This window comes from Shimia sp. NS0008-38b (assembly GCF_040370365.1).
Lineage (GTDB): Bacteria > Pseudomonadota > Alphaproteobacteria > Rhodobacterales > Rhodobacteraceae > Shimia.
Window position 1 is genome coordinate 334,599 of sequence record NZ_BAABWQ010000004.1, and the last position, 17,019, is coordinate 351,617.

Consider the following 17,019-nt stretch of genomic DNA (forward strand, 5'->3'; position numbering starts at 1 on the left):
AAATTTGTTCAGCAGCCAACGCATCTATGCGACCTGGCGTCACCAGATCAGAGCAAAAGCGCCTTTGCGGCGGCGCGGGCTTCGTCAGAGATCGTGTCACCGGAAATCATGCGGGCCACTTCGTCTACCCGTTCCAGAGCATCCAAAGGCACCACTTGGCTAAGAGTCTGATCGTTCTTGACCGATTTTTCCACCCGCCAATGATGCGCGCCCAAAGCGGCCACCTGTGGCGAGTGAGTGACCACAAGGACCTGGCCTCCTTCGGCAAGTGCTTTCAGCCGCCGCCCCACTGCATCTGCGGTTGCGCCACCGACGCCGCGGTCGATTTCGTCAAAAATCAGGGTCATGCCACTGATATCGTCGGTCAAGCAAACCTTCAGCGCCAGCAAGAAGCGGCTGAGTTCTCCACCAGAGGCGATTTTCGCCAGCGGACCAGAAGGCGCTCCGGGGTTCGTCGCCACGACGAACTCCACCTGATCTCGACCCTCAGACCCCGCGTCCCCCGGTGTCACTTGGGTCTGAAAAACCGCGCGTTCCATTTTAAGGGGCGCCAGTTCTGCCATGACTGCTGTGTCCAGGTCCAATGCCGCAGCGCTCCGCGCCTCAGTCAATGCGTCTGCTGCGGTATCAAAAGCTGTCTGTGCCGCATTCAACTCAGCCTTCAGGCCGGCAATATTACCTTCACCAGCATCGAGCGCCGTCAAACGCGCGCGCAACTCCTGCGCAAATGTACCAAGTTCATCAGGCACAACACCGTGTTTTCGTGCCAACGCACGGATCGCAAACAAGCGTTCTTCGATCTCTTCAAGCTCGTGCGGATTGAAATCCAACACGTCCAAACAACGTTCGATCCCATCCACAGCGTCGCCCAACTCATTGAGCGCGCGCTCCAAGGCTGCCACCGGAGCCTCCAATGTGTCGCCGGTCTCGGCCAAAGCGCCATCCAACCACCGCAAGGCATCCCCCATGGCGCTTTCTGCTCCGCCATTGCCCAGAGCTGCATGCGCGCGGCTGACGTCTTCACGCACTTTTTCGGCACCCTGCATCATGCGGCGGCGTGTATCGAGGTCCGCTTCTTCACCTGTCTGCGGGTCAAGTTTGTCCAGCTCAGCAACCGCGTGCCGCAAGAACTCTTCTTCATCTTTTGCCTCCGCCAAAGCCGCCTCTGCGCTGGCAAGAGCCCGGCGCGCCGCACTTAACGCGCGCCATGTTGTGGCTGTGTCCTGACGCAAGACCGAGGTGTCTGCAAAGATGTCCAATAGGTCTCGGTGCCCCTTGGGGTCCAGTAACCCGCGATCATCATGCTGGCCATGCAGTTCAATCAGTGTTTCAGATAGGCGACGCAACACCTCACCGGAGGCGCGACGGTCATTGATCCAAGCCGTTTTGCGGCCATCCGTTCGGTTGACACGCCGCAGGATCAGTTCCTCTCCACCCGGCAGGCCAGCCTCTTGTAAAATGGCATGCGCAGGATGATTTTCAGGCAAGTCAAACTCAGCGACCACTTCGCCCTGTTCGGCACCTGCACGCACCAGCTCCGCACGGCCACGCCAGCCCAGCACAAAACCAAGGCTGTCGAGCAATATGGATTTACCAGCTCCGGTTTCCCCGGTCAGCACGTTGAGACCCGGCTGGAACGCGAGTTCCAGATGATCAATGATCAACATATCTCGGATATCAAGCGCACGCAGCATCTGGCGTCACACCACGGGGTTAAACCCGCGCCCCTCTACAGCCATTTGCCCTGCACGGTCTGACGATAGACTTGGTTAAGCCAGCTGCTGCCTTCTGCCTTGGCTTCCAGACCGTTTTGCCGCAACAGAGCGTAGCTGTCCTCATACCATTCGGTGGCTTGGAAGTTGTGCCCCAATATGGCGGCGGCGGTCTGTGCTTCTTGGGTCAGGCCCAGTGACAGGTAGGCTTCCACCAGACGGTGCAAAGCCTCTGGCGAGTGGGTGGTGGTGCCAAAATCCTCTACAACAACACGGAACCGTTTGATGGCGGCGGCGTAGTGGTCACGGCGTAGGTAATAACGACCGATTTCCATTTCTTTGGAGGCCAAGTGATCAAACGCCAGATCAAATTTCAGTATCGAAGATCGGGCGTATTCACTCTCAGGATAGATTTCGATCACTTTGCGCAGTTCTTGCAAAGCTTGGAATGTCAGCCCTTGGTCGCGTCCCACTTCATCAATCTGATCATAGTAGCTCAATGCTAAGAGATACTGAGCATAAGCTGCGTCTTCATCGGCCGGATAGAAGTCAATATACCGCTGTGCAGCAGCACGACTCTCTGGATAGCTTTTGTCAGAATGATAAGAAAACGCCTGCATGATCAACGCGCGCTTGGACAGTTCCGAATACGGATAGAGGCGTTCGATTTCTGAAAAGAAAAATGCAGCGTCAGTACCACGATCGCGCGCCAGCTCAAATTCGCCGCGCTCATAGATCTGATCGGGTGTGAATTGTTCCATATCGATCAACCCACGCCGGGCGTGGCTTGCATCGTTGTCACCACAGGCAGCAACAATTGCTAGTGCCAGAACCGAACCAAGAATGCGGGCGCGTGCTCCGATGCCTGACATAGTACTCAACCTTCTGCTCCCTGAGGGGATTTCCCCTGTCTTTCACATGCTGTTAGCACAGAAAATTCCGAGGCAAAACGCCTTTGGAAGGAATTGACGTGAGATGGATCAAGCGACGGCAGGAAATTCGCCCATATGCACCCCTGCGCCAGGCAAACGTGCGGCCTGTGCTGCAGTGCATTGCACCATGCGCCAGTTGCTTGGATCGGCAAAAAGCGCGCGAAGAAGCGCATTGGTCAATGCGTGACCAGCGCGGTGTCCACGATATTGGCCCAACAACGGGGCCCCGGCGAGATACAAATCACCCATGGCGTCCAGCATTTTGTGGCGCACAGGCTCATCCGCATGACGCAATCCGCCCGCTGCTTCGACGTGGGCGCCGTCAAACACCACCGCATTTTCCGCAGGATCACCCCCCAAAGCCAAGCCATTGGCGCGCATCGCGTCGACGTCCGCCTGACGGCAGAACGTCCGGCTGTCACAGAGTTCCCGCACAAAACTGCCATTGGCCAAGTTCAGACCTTTGGTCTGTTGACCTATAGCTTCGTCAACAAAATCGATGTGGAAATCAATCCGCATTTCTTCCGCAGGGTGCAGCTCTGCAATTGCGTCGCCTCGCTGCACGGATACGGGTTTCAAAACTTCCACGGCCCAAGCCGGTGTGCCTTGTGACACAATACCCGCTCTGAGAAAACTGTGAACAAATTCTGCTGCGCTGCCATCAAGAATTGGAACCTCGGGGCCGTCCAACTCGATCAAAGCATTGTGAATGCCACAGCCCGCCAGAGCGGCCATCAGGTGCTCAATGGTGGAGATCGTGACGCCCGAGTCGTTTTTGATGCGTGTGCAAAGTGCAGTTTGTTCCACCACATCCCAGCGGGCAGGCACCATGGAATCGCCCAAGAGAACGTCAGTGCGTTTAAACCAAATGCCGTAATCGGATGATGCAGGGCACACGGTCAGATGTACTGCTGCACCGGAATGTAGCCCGGTGCCGGAAAAATGAACTGGTGTCTTAAGTGTGGCTTGCACGCGTTTCCCCAATGTGGCGCGGCACACCCCATTGGCCGCATCCTTGAGGTAGTGGCTTCAGCCCGTCATCTCAAATAAAGCTTTGCAACGATCTGAAACATGAATGTAACACTTCGGCAAAACATCGCCATCCCCGTCGAAAGTCGTTGATACAAAAAGAGAAAAGGCCGCCCCGAAAGGCGACCTTCTCACGAGGTATGGTCGATAATTTAGTTCGCCTGACGGCGCAGGAAAGCCGGAATTTCGATCCGTTCCTGATCTTCGTCCATCTGAGTCGCAGGTTCGCTGGACTGAACCGCTGGCTGTTGACGTGCGGCAGGCATCTGTTGTGGAGCGCGCGCGCCGGGTTGCTCGCCAGCTTGCCCAGTCATTTTGTTGATCAATGAATTGATACCGAACCGAGGGCGTTCTTCGGCCTTAGGTTCCGCATCTGGAACCACCGGACGGGCCGGAGCTGCCGGGGCTTTATCAACAGCAGCCTGCAAGCGTTGCATCAGCTGAGGCGTTGGTGTGCCCGGTGCTGGGCGCTGAGGGGCGACAAAATCCTGAGGCTCTTCTTCCTCAAACATCTGTGGCTGAACCTGCTGAGCAGCAGACGGCTGATACGCCGGAGCCGGCACGTCAGCACCGGCGGATGCGGCATCAAAGGTTGGTGCGGCCGGCGCGGACACTGGCGCAGGCTCTTCAAAGATGTCTTCCATTTGCTCCGCAGCAGCTGCACGCTGTGCGTCAATTTGCGGGAACAACGAAGGTTCCGCTGCAACCACCTCTGACTCATGCGGCGCGGAATACGCTGCAGGAGCTTGTTGTTGCGGAGCTGCAGCTTCAACAGCAGCCGCCTCCTCTGGTGATTGTGCCAATGGCGCCTTCATCGACCGGCGTGGCAATGGCATGGCGGAAGTTGTCTCCGCAGCATCAATCCCTGTGGCAACAACAGACACGCGCATGGCACCGTCAAGATTGTCATCCATGGTAGAGCCAACGATAATGTTGGCGTCCGCGTCCACTTCTTCACGGATGCGGTTGGCAGCTTCATCCAGCTCAAACAGAGTCAGATCGTGACCGCCAGTGATGTTGATCAGCACGCCGTTGGCACCACGCAGTGAAATCTCGTCCAGCAGCGGGTTGGCAATGGCTTTCTCAGCGGCCTGAATGGCGCGATCTTCACCGGTTGCTTCGCCGGTGCCCATCATCGCTTTGCCCATTTCGTCCATCACAGCACGAACGTCGGCAAAGTCGAGGTTGATCAAACCCGGACGCACCATCAGATCCGTCACGCCTTTGACGCCCTGATACAGAACGTCGTCCGCCATGGAGAACGCCTCGGTGAAGGTCGTTTTCTCGTTGGCAAGGCGGAACAAGTTCTGGTTTGGAATGATAATCAGTGTGTCGACCATCTTCTGCAGTTGATCCACACCGTCTTCCGCTTGGCGCATACGTTTTGCGCCCTCAAACTGAAACGGTTTGGTCACAACACCAACGGTCAGAACACCCAACTCACGCGCAGCTTGCGCAATAATTGGGGCTGCGCCCGTGCCTGTTCCCCCGCCCATACCGGCGGTGATGAAGCACATGTGCGCACCTGCGAGGTGATCAACAATCTCCTCAATGCTTTCTTCGGCGGCAGCGGCACCTACGGCTGCGCGCGCCCCAGCGCCCAGACCTTCGGTAACCTTCACGCCCAATTGCACGCGGCTTTCAGATTTGCTCTGCTGCAGCGCCTGCGCGTCTGTGTTCGCAACCACGAACTCAACGCCTTCAAGCTCTTTATCGATCATATTATTGACCGCGTTGCCACCTGCACCGCCAACACCAAACACGGTGATGCGGGGTTTCAGATCACCCTCATCGGGCATTGTCAGATTCAATGTCATAGAACTGTCCGCCTGTATTTTTTCGTTCCCGCATAGCGGGCGAGTTTCTGCCTACTCACAGCCATTATTAAACAGGCTTTCAGGAATCGTCATCCTAAAAAGCACATTTAGCCACAAAATATGGGGCAAAAACTTGAAAACTAGCGGTATCTTGCCGAAACCGCCATATTTCGCGGGGCAATCCACACATAGCACAACACTAAGGAACCACCCGAGACACGGAGGATGTCACGAAATGGAGTTTGTTTTACGTCGGGGGCCACTGCTCGGCCTGATGAATCCGCGTTTTTGTCGCGGTTACCAAAATCTTAAACGAGCCTGAAAAGAAGGTCACCCCCGAAAATGTGTTTCTGTCTATTCCTCACCAGTTTTCTCTAAACCATCGCACCGCGCGCCCAAGCGTGCGTGAATGATAGCGGTCCGCTGGCAAGTCAAAGTCCCACCATTCGTCCTGAGGATGGGTGGCAAAGAGACACATGCCAACCGTTGCCGCAAACCCAGCGCCAGTGGCCGCTTGTGGCAGTCCGTGCACGCGCATAGGGCGGCCCAAGCGCACTTGTTGACCAAGAATTTTTGTGGCCAATCCATCCAGACCAGGAATTTGGCTGCTCCCACCAGTCAGCACAATTTGCTGGCTTGGCAAATGTTCAAAGCCTGCGCCGTCCAAGCGGGCGCGCACCTCTTCCAGAATTTCCTCAACTCTTGGACGCATAATGCCGATCAATTCCGCACGGCTCACGGTACGGCGATCATGCTCCCAATCGCCAGTGTCACCGGACAACTCGATCATGTCACGATCATCCATGCCGGTGGCCACAACGCCTCCGTAAAAGGTCTTGATCCGTTCAGCCGTGTTGGTCGGCACTTGCAGGCCCATCGAGATATCGCTGGTCACATGATCTCCGCCCATGCGTACGGTATCGGCAAAGATCATGTGCTTCTTCATAAAGATCGACAGGCTGGTCGCCCCACCGCCCATGTCAATACAGGCAGCACCCAGCTCTTGCTCATCCTCAACCAATGCCGAAAGGCCGGAAACGTAAGCCGAGGACGCAATGCCCGCGAGTTCCAAGTCGCAACGCTTGATACAGTGCACAAGGTTCTGAACTGCGACCTTGTCAACCGTCAGCATATGCATGTCAGTGGTCAAAACTTGTCCGACCTGTCCGCGCGGATCGCCAAGGCCAGACCGATGATCAAGTGCAAAATTCACCGGCTGAGCATGCAATACTTCACGATCAGCGCCGTAGTCAGGCACATCACAGGCCGCCAGCACCCGTGCCACATCCTGTTCACCCACGACATGTTCGGCAACGTCAATTTGCCCGTCCAGCCCGTAAGAACGCGGTTCAGCACCGGCAAAACAGGCGATCACGTGATCTACACGGATCTTCGCCATCTTCTGCGCGGCTTGCACCACCGTGCGTATGGCACGTTCGGTTTCCTGCATGGTGGCAATTTCGCCAAACTTCACACCGCGGGACATAATTGTGTTTGCCCCAATCACGCGAAAGCCGGATTGGCCAGCCATTGAGCCAATGCCTTCGACACTGGCCAAGCGATCGGTGCCATCAAACCGCAACACAAGACAAGCGATTTTGGACGTCCCCACATCCAGAACCGCAATCACGCCACGTTGCATCGCCGCTTTGCGCATCGCGCGCATGGCACGCTGGCTTTGATAAAGCTCTGTCATTGTCCTGCCGTCCCCAAATTCATCTTGCTGGTTCGCCACCAGTCTTCTACTGCGTTTTCTGTAAGTTGGATGGTGGGACGACGCGCCAAGCGCATGTCCACAATCTGAATATCGCGCTCTAAGAGCTCTTCTGCATTGCCAAGTGCAACCACCCGGTCCAGCGCTTCTTCTGCGTTCTGCTCCGGCAGCAAAATGCGCTGATTGCGGTCAAGCACCACGTCCCAGCGACGTTCACCTACACGCACGAGTCCAATCACGCGATCCGCGATAGGTGCCGCCGCCGCAAAGAGACGCAGCGCTTCGAGAACGTGAGCGTCCGCACCCTCCCCCGCGATCAGCGGCATCTCAGGATGCGCGTGGCGGTTGATCGCCGGCCCCGTGACATGGCCATCCGGATCAACAAGGGTCAGTCCTTCGTGCGTGCGCCAGACTACAACTGGCGTCCGCTCGACGATGGTGAGTTGCAAAATACCTCCGGGTCTCACTCTCAGTGCGGCGCTGGCAATTGCTGGAAGGTCTGCCACCTGAGCCTGAAGGCCAGACAGATCGAGGTCAAAGGAACTGACCGGAAAGCTGAGCGCCAGAATGTCTCTGATGTCTTCGGCGGTGCCGTCTGACGCACCATCAATCGCCATGGCGCTGACAGAGAACTCAGGACGCTCTGCAATACTGCGCCGCAAATCATTGACCGCGAGGTTCAGGTTCTCGCGGCGAGTTTCATTGGAGAACCAAACGGTTGTGGCAATGGCCACAACGGAAAAGGGCACCCCAACCCGTAAGAAAAGTCGAAACAGCGGCGTCAGCATAAGCCGTTCAAAACGATATGCCCAACGGGACGGAGCGTTGTCGCGGCGGGCCGCCCTCATCGATCGCATGAGGCGTCCTCCACCATCCATGCGCAGAACGCGGCAAAGCTCATGCCACAGTGGGCGGCTTGCTCCGGGGACAACGACGTTGGCGTCATACCTGGCTGGGTGTTGGTTTCAAGCAGGATCAAGCCATCCAAACCGCGGGCCTCATCCCACCGAAAGTCTGTACGCGAGACACCGCGACACCCCAAGGCAGTGTGCGCACGCACAGCAAACGCCATGCAGGCGTCATAGATCTCTTGCGGCACATTCGCGGGAATTTCGTGACGCGATCCGCCTGTCGCATACTTTGCTTCGTAGTCGTACCAGCCGTCCGTGATGATGTCGGTGACCCCAAGTGCGCGATCCCCCATCACCGTTGTGGTCAGTTCACGTCCGGGCGCATAGGTTTCCACCATAACCTCATCTGGCATGCTCTCCGCCAGTTGGGGCGGTGAGTTTGCACCTTCGTTCACAATATAGATGCCAACCGAGGAGCCCTCATTGTTGGGTTTCACCACATAAGGCGGTGCCATGACGTGGCGCAGGGCAACGTCAGCTTTTTTGGCAATCACGCTGTTTACAACCGGCAAGCCTGCCGAGACGAACACATCCTTGGCACGCTGCTTGTCCATCGCCAGAGCAGACGCCAGCACACCGGAATGGGTATAGGGAATTTGCAGCCATTCAAAGACACCCTGCACGCAGCCATCTTCCCCCCAACGCCCATGCAGGGCATTGAAAATCACATCCGGTGCAATGTCTCTCAGGCGCGCAACAATGTCAGCCCCTGCGTCGAGCTCTACAACGTCAAATCCTGCTTCGCGAAGTGCAGCAGCGCATTCGCGCCCTGTTGACAGCGACACATCCCGTTCTGCCGAAGGGCCGCCCATCACAACTGCTACTTTGCGGGGTGTCTTGTCTGACATGCCCACTGTGCCTCAAATTCACGGGCCGTTTGCGACCCTTTTTATGCGAGCCCTTTGGACTCATTATGACAGCCGTTTTGGGCTGCATTCTTATCTCAGGCGTGAAGCCCGCTCGGGTGGGCACGTGGCCCTGCTCTCAATTGGGCCCTAGGCCCATATTCTAAGGGCTTTGCGCCCTTGTTTTCTTGTCGTTTCCGGTTCTATTTTTTGGCTCAAAGTGCGCCATCTGTCCGGAATTAGTCCGCTGTCGGTTCACCGACACGCATGATTTCCCACTCTAAGTCTATTCCAGCGTTTTGGAAAACCCTTTTTCGAACTTCCTCCCCGAGATTTTCCAAATCTGCGGCAGTTGCGTCACCGGTGTTGATCATGAAGTTAGAATGCATCTCGCTCATCTGCGCCCCCCCGACCCGTGCGCCGCGCATCCCCGCATCATCAATGACCTTCCAAGCCTTCAAATCATGCACGTCGTCGGCTCTCCCGGTCGATGAAAAACCCGCCGGATTGCGAAATGTGCTGCCCGCGCTGCGATCTTTGGTGGGCTGAGTGGCGTCTCGCTTGGCAAGCTGATCTTCCATACGCGCGGCCAGGGCCTCTGGATCCCCCGAAGGCCCCTCCAAAATTGCCTCAACGAGTACCCAACCTTCAGGCAGATCGGTTTGGCGGTACTGAAACTTAAGATCATCAGCGCTCAGTGTCACAATGGCCCCATCCCGCGTGACGGCCGTGGCCTCAACAAACACATCTGCTGTGTAGCTCCCATAGCAGCCCGCGTTCATCCGCACCGCACCGCCAATCGCGCCGGGTATGGTACGCAAAAACGTGAGATCAACACCAGCTTGCGCAGCTTTGCGCGCCACATGAGCGTCCAGCGCGGCCACCCCTGCCCGCACACGATTGCCCTCGATTTCGATATGGTTGAAACCACGCCCCATCCGGATCACCACCGCGCGCAGGCCGCCGTCGCGTACAATCAGGTTGGACCCCACCCCCATCGGAAACACCGCAACATCTTTGGGCAAGGCCTTCATAAACTCAGCCAGATCAGCAACGTCGGCGGGCTGAAATAGAAAATCTGCGGGACCTCCAACACGCAACCACGTCAGCTCCGACAGAGCCCTGCCTTCGGTCAATGTCCCACGCGGGGTTGGCATCTCTGTCATGAGAAAGTCCTTGTGCTCGATATGGTTTGAAGCTCACCGATACCGAAGGCGCTGGGGCCAAACAAGCCCTGCTTAGCTGCGCTTGCGCACGGCTGACCCGATATAGTGCAGCGCCCATCCAAGACCAATCGCGCCGCTCACGCCAAATATCAGCCATGGCCGATACCCTTGCAGCATGGACAATGTGGATGCGTAAGTGTCAGCAGCGGTGGCGTTCAACAAAACCTCCAACGCCAAAAGCAGCACCACAAGAGAGCCGACAATCAGACTGGCACGCAACATCAGATCCCGGCGCGACTTGAAACCGGTGATCACGCCGTAAACCGGCATAATCATTGCCGCAAACCAAATCACCGCATTGAGACCAAGCGTGAGATCCACAATCATTCAAAAGTCCTCTTGAGCCAGCGCCAAAAAAAGATCACCGGCCAGCGCATGATCCATCCGCCCATGAGCAAAACCACCAGCGCAATCAAGATATTATGCTGATAGGCCACGCCAATCACAATCGGCACACCAATCGCAATCATCACGTAGGCAAAGCGCCAGTGATGGTCTTTGGACGGGAACATCGCCCGCAAATTGGCTGCGACCAGCCAAAGAAAGGCGCAGGTCAAAGACAGCGTCACGTATCGTTCTCCGCTTCAGGCCCCTGAACGGGCAAGCCAAGCGCTTTACGTCCAAAGAACATTAAGGGGCGGCGGAACATCGACAAAAACCCAAAAAGCGCAACGCCACCAAAGAGCCATCCATGTTCATAGAAGATCACACCGATCAATACCGGCGCCATGACCAACAACGCAAGGCCGGGCGCGTACTGGCGGCGCATGGGAAGCATGGCCACGCCGGCGGCTGCAAGCACCCAGAAACAGGCAAAGATCAAAGACAGGCTCACAACAGATGTCCCAAAATGATTAGATATGCAGACAGTCTAAACTTGGCGTCACTTGGCGCAAGTCAGGAAGTGAAACAGAACGGCGCAAAACTTATCCCAGATGCCCAGGCAAGGCATTGGCCCAGGCACTGATCGAGCCCGCACCAAGACAGACCACAATATCGCCGGGCTTGGCCGCGTCTTTTACCAACGCAACCAGATCCGCTTCCTCAGAAATTGCAACGGCATGTCGGTGGCCATGTGCAACCAGCCCTGTGATTAGATCGTCGCGGCTCGCACCTTCGATGGGGGCCTCGCCGGCGGCAAACACATCCGCGATCCCGACCACATCCGCCTCATTAAAGCAGGTGCAGAAATCCTCAAACAACGAATGCAGCCGCGAAAAACGGTGCGGCTGATGTACCGCAATCACGCGGCCGCCACTGTCACCAATCGCTTGACGCGCCGCTTTGAGAACGGCGGCAATTTCCACAGGATGGTGACCGTAATCATCGATCACCGGCACGCCGCCCATGACTTCACCAACTTTGGTGAAACGACGGTTCACGCCACCAAAACTAGCCAGAGCGGCCCGAATTTCATCCAATTTCATGCCCAGATGGCGCGCAATCGCGACGGCAGAAAGCGCGTTGGACACATTATGGTCTCCCGGCATGGGCAGGCTGCACCCTTCGATCACTTTACCTTCGAGTTGCAGCTGAATGTCAAAATGCGCCACGCCCGATTTGTAGGTCAGGTTCACCGCCCGCACATCGGCCTGCGCGTTAAAGCCAAAAGTCACCACACGCCGGTCGGTGATCTTGCCCACCAAGGTCTGCACATCCGGATCATCGGTACAACAGACGGCCAATCCGTAAAATGGGATGTTGGAGACAAAATCGTAGAACCCTTGATGCAAAGCCTCTTCGGTGCCCCAATGCTCCATATGCTCCGGGTCGATGTTGGTGACAATGGCGATGGTGGCTGGCAAGCGGTTAAACGTGCCATCACTTTCGTCAGCCTCGACAACCATCCACTCCCCCTCGCCCACACGGGCGTTGGAGCCATAAGCATGGATGATGCCGCCGTTGATCACCGTGGGGTCAAACTTGCCATGATCCAGAAGCGCGGCCACCATGGTTGTGGTGGTGGTTTTGCCATGTGTACCAGCAACCGCGATGTTGGATTTTAACCGCATCAACTCAGCAAGCATTTCCGCACGCCGCACCACCGGCAGGCCTTTCCTGCGGGCCTCATCCAGCTCTGCATTGCCTGGCTTGATGGCGGAGGAGATCACCACAACTTGGGCGTTTTCCAAATTCTCTGCGCGCTGACCTTCAAATATGGTCGCGCCCATCTCTGCCAAACGCGTTGTGATCTTGGTGGTCTTAAGATCAGAACCTTGCACCGAGTAGCCATGATTCAAAAGCACTTCAGCGATGCCAGACATGCCGATTCCGCCAATGCCCACAAAGTGAATTGCACCCACGTCGCCGGGAAGTTTGGTTGCTGCGTTCATATTATTGGTCCTTCTCGGCCAGCTGCTCGACCAGCGCAACAAGCGCCTCTGTGGCATCGGGTTTCCCTGCCGACAGCGCTGCATGCGCCATTTGCGTGGCGCCTTGAGGGTCGGACAGGATGGTTGTGATGTTCTCGGTAAGTGCGGCCTCTGTCAGAAGGCCCTCTGGGATGACAATTGCCCCCCCGGCTTCAGCCAAACCTCGGGCATTGGCGGTCTGATGATCTCCGGCTGCCGCTGCAAAAGGCACCAAAATCGACGGGCGGCCAATGATGCTGATATCGGCCACCGAGCTGGCACCAGAGCGTGAAATCACCAGCTGTGCTTCGCTCATACGTGCGGGGACATCTTGAAAAAACGCCTGCACGTCGGCAGAGATGCCGTGATCGTCGTAAAACGCGGTGACCCGATCCAAATCTTCGCCGCGCGCCTGATGACTGACCCTTAGGTTCTTAAGAATATCGGGCGACAACGCCGCAATGGCGGAGGGCACAAGATCACTTAGTATGCGCGCGCCCTGGCTGCCGCCAATCACCAACACAGACATCGGATAGTCACCGGGGGCAATATACCCTGCCCCTGCACGATCCATAACCGATTTGCGCACTGGATTGCCGACAGGTGTCCCTTCTATTCCGTCCGGAAGCTTTGTCGGCCATGTACCACAAGCCACCACATCCACACGTTTTGCAAAGACCTGATTGACGCGGCCCAACACGCCGTTTTGCTCATGGATCATCCGCGGCAGTTTCATCAACCACGCAGCTCCCATCGCGGGAATGGTCGGATAGCCACCAAATCCAACAACCACATCGGGCCGGTCCCGACGCATTTTGACCATTGCGCCGAGCACACCAGCAAGAATTCTGAACGGCACCGCCAGCTTCGCCACCACCCCACCACGTGCAAACGTGGCTGAGTTCATTTCCTCAATCTCAACAGTATGTGGAAATCCACCGGTGTAGCGCGCGCCACGTGCATCGGTGGAAAGTTTCACCCTCCAGCCTCTGCGCAACATGACTTCTGCCAAGGCCTGAGCTGGGAACATATGCCCACCCGTGCCACCCGCTGCGATCACCAGAAGGGGTTGTTTGCTCATAGCGTCTGCCTTTTTATCGCGTATGACCGCGGAGAATGTCACTGAGTTCGCCCTGTGGGCGGGAGCGGGTAAACGCCAAAATCATGCCAACTGCAATCCCCCCCGCAATCAGAGAGGAGCCACCGTAGCTGACAAATGGCAAAGTCATGCCTTTTGAGGGCAATAGGCGCACCGCGACCCCCATGTTGACCAGCGCTTGTACGCCGAAAATCGCCACAAGGCCGGTGCCCGCCAGACGAATGAACGGGTCACGCTCCCGCATGAGTCGGAAGTAAGAGCGCAAAACAATCGTCGCGTAGAGGAACATGATCGCAAACACCAAGATCAGGCCGTATTCTTCCGCAGCCACCGAAATGATGAAATCCGTATGCGCATCAGGCAGTGACCATTTTACCTGCCCCTCCCCCACGCCGACACCAAACAATCCGCCCTCCCGGATGGCTTCCGTGGCATAGCCAATCTGCGTGGTTGGATCGACAGAGCGATCCAAAAAACCATCAATCCGACGCGCAAAATGCTCTGAATTGTTATAGGCAAAATTGGCCACTGGGATCAGTGACAAGCAAATTCCACCAATCAACATCATCGGCGCGCCGGAGACAAAATACATCACGCTCCAGCCAAACAGGATCAGACAGGCCTGCCCAAAATCAGGCTGCATCGCCAGCATAAACACAATGGTCATCATCAAGAGAAACGACCAACGTCGTCCGGGCGGCCCGTTGATTTCTTCATTGGCGGCCATAAGCCACGCGCACACAACAACAAATCCGGGCTTCAGAAACTCAGAAGGCTGTAAAGACGCAAAACCTAGCGAATACCACCGCGTCGCGCCTTTGCCAAAATCGGTGCCAAAAATCGGCAACAGCATCATCGCAACCATCGCCACAGCAAAGCCAACAACCGACAGACGCCGCACAAGAGTGGGTGTCATCATCGAGGTGACAACCATAGCGACCATCGCCGCACCGCCAAAGACCACTTGTTTTTTGACGTAGTGAAACGGCTCAAAGCCATTTTTGGCGGCGAGAGGCGGGCTGGCCGCCATACCCAACATCAAGCCAATGCAAAACAAAAGCAAAATGGACGTCATCGTCCATTTGTCCAAGGTCTGCCACCACTTTGGAATCACAGGTTCACGTGCCCGCTGGGGCAACGCGCCATATACCATCTCTGTCATCGAAATCCGCCGATCTCTGCCTCAAAACGCCCGTTTTCCGGGTCTAAGGGACAGCCTAACACCCATTGGCCTTCATGAAAAGAAAAGAGATAAACGTCTCGCCTCTCCGGCCAAATTGCGCCCATTTGATGTGACGCCGAACGTCGCGCTGAACAAATGCCCAATTGATCACTGCGGCCCGCATGCCTCGTCAAAGACCAAGGTCGGACAAATCTGGCCCTTGTGGAACGATGCCGAGCGGATTCAGAGCCTTGATAGAGTAGTATCCGGCCTGAATGTGATCGATCCGCACTGTGTCGCGAATACCCTTTAGCGACAAAACGGACTTCAGAAAATTCTGCAAGTTGGGATAATCCGCGACGCGACGAATGTTGGTTTTAAACAAACCAAAATAGGCGGCATCAAAGCGGATCAAAGTCACAAACGCGCGTAAATCGGTTTCGGTGATCTTCGCACCAAACAAAAACCGACGCCCATCGGAAAGCTGTGTCTCCAACAAATCCAATGTTGCAAACACACTCTGATTGGCCTCTTCATAAGCCAACTGCGTCGATGCAAATCCGGCCTTGTAGACCCCGTTATTGAAGCTTTCATACATTTGCGTGTTCAACCGTTCGATTTCAGACAGCAGATCGGCTGGACGCAGATCAATGCGAGGGTCCGCCAATTCACCAAAGCCGTCGTTAAGGATGCACAGGATGTCCGCACTTTCATTGTTCACGATACGATTGGTCTTCTTGTCCCAGAGCACCGGAACCGTTGCGCGACCGGAGACATCGGGGTCAGTGTGGGTGTAGAATTCATGCATATAGCTTGCCCCGATCAGCTCATCCTTCAAGGTCGCACCGGGGAAATCACCGAAGGTCCAGCCTTGATCAGACAATCGAGGATCTACAACAGAGACCGAAATCACGTTTTCCAACCCTTTTAGGGTTCTCGCCATCAAAGCGCGCGATGCCCAAGGGCATATATAGGCAACAATCAGATGAAAGCGCCCCGCTTCTGCGCGCAGGGCCGGTTGGCCTTCCGGTCCCGGAGTACCATCAGGTGTCACCCATTGGCGAAATGTTGACGTCTGTCGAACAAACCGCCCCTCTTCATCAGATGATTGAACGGGTTGCCACTCTGCATCCCATGTCCCGTTGACCAACATATCTTTTCCTTTCGTCTAAGTTATGAAGGCACAGATAAACTCAACCCATCATCATGATAATGGATAGAATTGGACCAACTTAATCGTCATTTTGTTGCTAATTGGGCTGGCGTAAATTTTGGCGCATAAAATCAACGAAGGCGCGTATCTTCGCAGAGAGATGGCGGTTCTCAAGGTACACGGCGAAAACGCCCAGAGGCTGCGGCCAGTGCTGGTCCAGAACTGGTAGCAATCGACCTTTTTCCAAATCGTCCGCGATCACATACTTGGGGCAAAGCAAAATACCGCCGTTCTTCAATGCAAACCGTCGCGCAGCACTTGCGCTATTGGCCCGCAAACGGCCCGACACGGTTATCTGAACATCTTGGCTTTCGACAACAAACGGCCACCGATCACCGGCCCGAAAGTTGGCATCGATCACACAACTATGCTGGGTCAGGTCTTCTGGCCTTTGCGGACGCCCGTTGCGATCAAGATAATGTGGAGTTGCGCAATAGACGAGTTGTGCGTCGGATAACTTACGCGCAACGAAACTTGAATCATCTAAATGACCAATACGAATAGCCACATCAATGCCTTCATCTACAAGGCTGACATAGCGATCTGACAAGCGCAGATCGATCTCCACTCTGGGGTAAGTTAAGGCAAATTCGGCGATGGCATCTGCCAAATGGATCTCGCCGTAGGTGGTCGGCGCCGCAATCGTCAGCCTGCCCTGCGGAGCGCGATGATCCTGGCGCACAGCTGCGGTGAGCTCTTCGAAGTCGTCCAACAGCTGGCGGCATTTTCCTAGGTACGCCGCGCCGGTCTCGGTAAGTCGCACACTGCGCGTCGAGCGAATGAACAACTGCGCACTAAGGTGATCTTCCAACGTGCGGACGTATTTGCTCACCAATTGGGGCGTGATGCTCAACCGTTGCGCCGCGCCCACAAAGGATCCGGAGTCTGCCACCGCCACATAGGCTCTCATTAAGTCAATTCTGTCCATGACTATCAACGTATCGTTGTTTATTTGGCAAACAAAGCCTCATCTGCACTCATATTTGCGGCAATACTTTTTACTCACAA

General features: G+C 55.9%; 16 protein-coding genes. All 16 read right to left on the reverse strand.

Features of this window, described 5'->3' with window-relative positions:
* Positions 1-47: 47 nt before the first annotated feature.
* The 16 genes from recN to ABWV47_RS18440 all read right to left on the reverse strand — a co-directional run bounded on the left by recN (position 48) and on the right by ABWV47_RS18440 (position 16,939).
* Positions 48-1,694 carry a DNA repair protein RecN gene (gene recN / locus ABWV47_RS18365; RefSeq protein ID WP_353314547.1) on the reverse strand — a complete coding sequence of 549 codons (1,647 nt, stop codon included), beginning with the start codon at positions 1,692-1,694 and terminating at the stop codon, positions 48-50.
* 35 nt (positions 1,695-1,729) lie between these two features.
* Positions 1,730-2,584 (reverse strand): outer membrane protein assembly factor BamD, encoded by an 855-nt coding sequence (locus ABWV47_RS18370; protein ID WP_353314549.1) that lies wholly within the window; start codon positions 2,582-2,584, stop codon positions 1,730-1,732.
* Between the two features lie 108 nt (positions 2,585-2,692).
* Complete coding sequence (gene lpxC, locus ABWV47_RS18375; protein WP_353314551.1) at positions 2,693-3,616, reverse strand: UDP-3-O-acyl-N-acetylglucosamine deacetylase; 924 nt, start codon at positions 3,614-3,616, stop codon at positions 2,693-2,695.
* A 209-nt stretch (positions 3,617-3,825) separates the two neighbouring features.
* Positions 3,826-5,490, reverse strand: a complete 1,665-nt coding sequence (ftsZ, locus tag ABWV47_RS18380; RefSeq protein ID WP_353314553.1) for a cell division protein FtsZ — start codon at positions 5,488-5,490, stop codon at positions 3,826-3,828.
* A 361-nt stretch (positions 5,491-5,851) separates the two neighbouring features.
* On the reverse strand, positions 5,852-7,186 hold the full coding sequence (gene ftsA / locus ABWV47_RS18385; RefSeq protein WP_353314555.1) for a cell division protein FtsA: 1,335 nt from the start codon (positions 7,184-7,186) through the stop codon (positions 5,852-5,854).
* The gene (locus tag ABWV47_RS18390) at positions 7,183-8,061 is read right to left on the reverse strand and encodes a cell division protein FtsQ/DivIB (RefSeq protein WP_353314557.1); all 879 of its coding nucleotides are present in this window, start codon (positions 8,059-8,061) and stop codon (positions 7,183-7,185) included. The genes ftsA and ABWV47_RS18390 overlap by 4 nt, the downstream gene beginning before the upstream one ends.
* Positions 8,049-8,963 (reverse strand): D-alanine--D-alanine ligase, encoded by a 915-nt coding sequence (locus ABWV47_RS18395; protein WP_353314559.1) that lies wholly within the window; start codon positions 8,961-8,963, stop codon positions 8,049-8,051. Before ABWV47_RS18395 ends, ABWV47_RS18390 begins: the two co-directional genes overlap by 13 nt.
* A 236-nt stretch (positions 8,964-9,199) precedes the next feature.
* On the reverse strand, positions 9,200-10,126 hold the full coding sequence (murB, locus tag ABWV47_RS18400) for a UDP-N-acetylmuramate dehydrogenase (protein WP_353314561.1): 927 nt from the start codon (positions 10,124-10,126) through the stop codon (positions 9,200-9,202).
* Positions 10,127-10,198: 72 nt separating this feature from the next.
* Complete coding sequence (locus ABWV47_RS18405; RefSeq protein ID WP_353314563.1) at positions 10,199-10,513, reverse strand: hypothetical protein; 315 nt, start codon at positions 10,511-10,513, stop codon at positions 10,199-10,201.
* On the reverse strand, positions 10,510-10,755 hold the full coding sequence (locus ABWV47_RS18410) for a DUF2484 family protein (RefSeq protein WP_353314565.1): 246 nt from the start codon (positions 10,753-10,755) through the stop codon (positions 10,510-10,512). The genes ABWV47_RS18405 and ABWV47_RS18410 overlap by 4 nt, the downstream gene beginning before the upstream one ends.
* Positions 10,752-11,021, reverse strand: a complete 270-nt coding sequence (locus ABWV47_RS18415) for a DUF2484 family protein (protein ID WP_353314567.1) — start codon at positions 11,019-11,021, stop codon at positions 10,752-10,754. The genes ABWV47_RS18410 and ABWV47_RS18415 overlap by 4 nt, the downstream gene beginning before the upstream one ends.
* Positions 11,022-11,112: 91 nt before the next feature.
* Positions 11,113-12,519 carry a UDP-N-acetylmuramate--L-alanine ligase gene (murC, locus tag ABWV47_RS18420; protein WP_353314569.1) on the reverse strand — a complete coding sequence of 469 codons (1,407 nt, stop codon included), beginning with the start codon at positions 12,517-12,519 and terminating at the stop codon, positions 11,113-11,115.
* A 1-nt stretch (position 12,520) separates the two neighbouring features.
* On the reverse strand, positions 12,521-13,618 hold the full coding sequence (locus ABWV47_RS18425) for a UDP-N-acetylglucosamine--N-acetylmuramyl-(pentapeptide) pyrophosphoryl-undecaprenol N-acetylglucosamine transferase (protein WP_353314571.1): 1,098 nt from the start codon (positions 13,616-13,618) through the stop codon (positions 12,521-12,523).
* A gap of 13 nt (positions 13,619-13,631) precedes the next feature.
* Positions 13,632-14,798: a putative lipid II flippase FtsW gene (ftsW, locus tag ABWV47_RS18430; RefSeq protein ID WP_353314573.1), complete on the reverse strand. Its 1,167-nt coding sequence runs from the start codon at positions 14,796-14,798 to the stop codon at positions 13,632-13,634.
* 190 nt (positions 14,799-14,988) lie between these two features.
* Complete coding sequence (locus ABWV47_RS18435; protein WP_353314575.1) at positions 14,989-15,951, reverse strand: glutathione S-transferase family protein; 963 nt, start codon at positions 15,949-15,951, stop codon at positions 14,989-14,991.
* 97 nt (positions 15,952-16,048) lie between these two features.
* Positions 16,049-16,939 (reverse strand): LysR family transcriptional regulator, encoded by an 891-nt coding sequence (locus ABWV47_RS18440; RefSeq protein WP_353314577.1) that lies wholly within the window; start codon positions 16,937-16,939, stop codon positions 16,049-16,051.
* Positions 16,940-17,019: the final 80 nt, after the last annotated feature.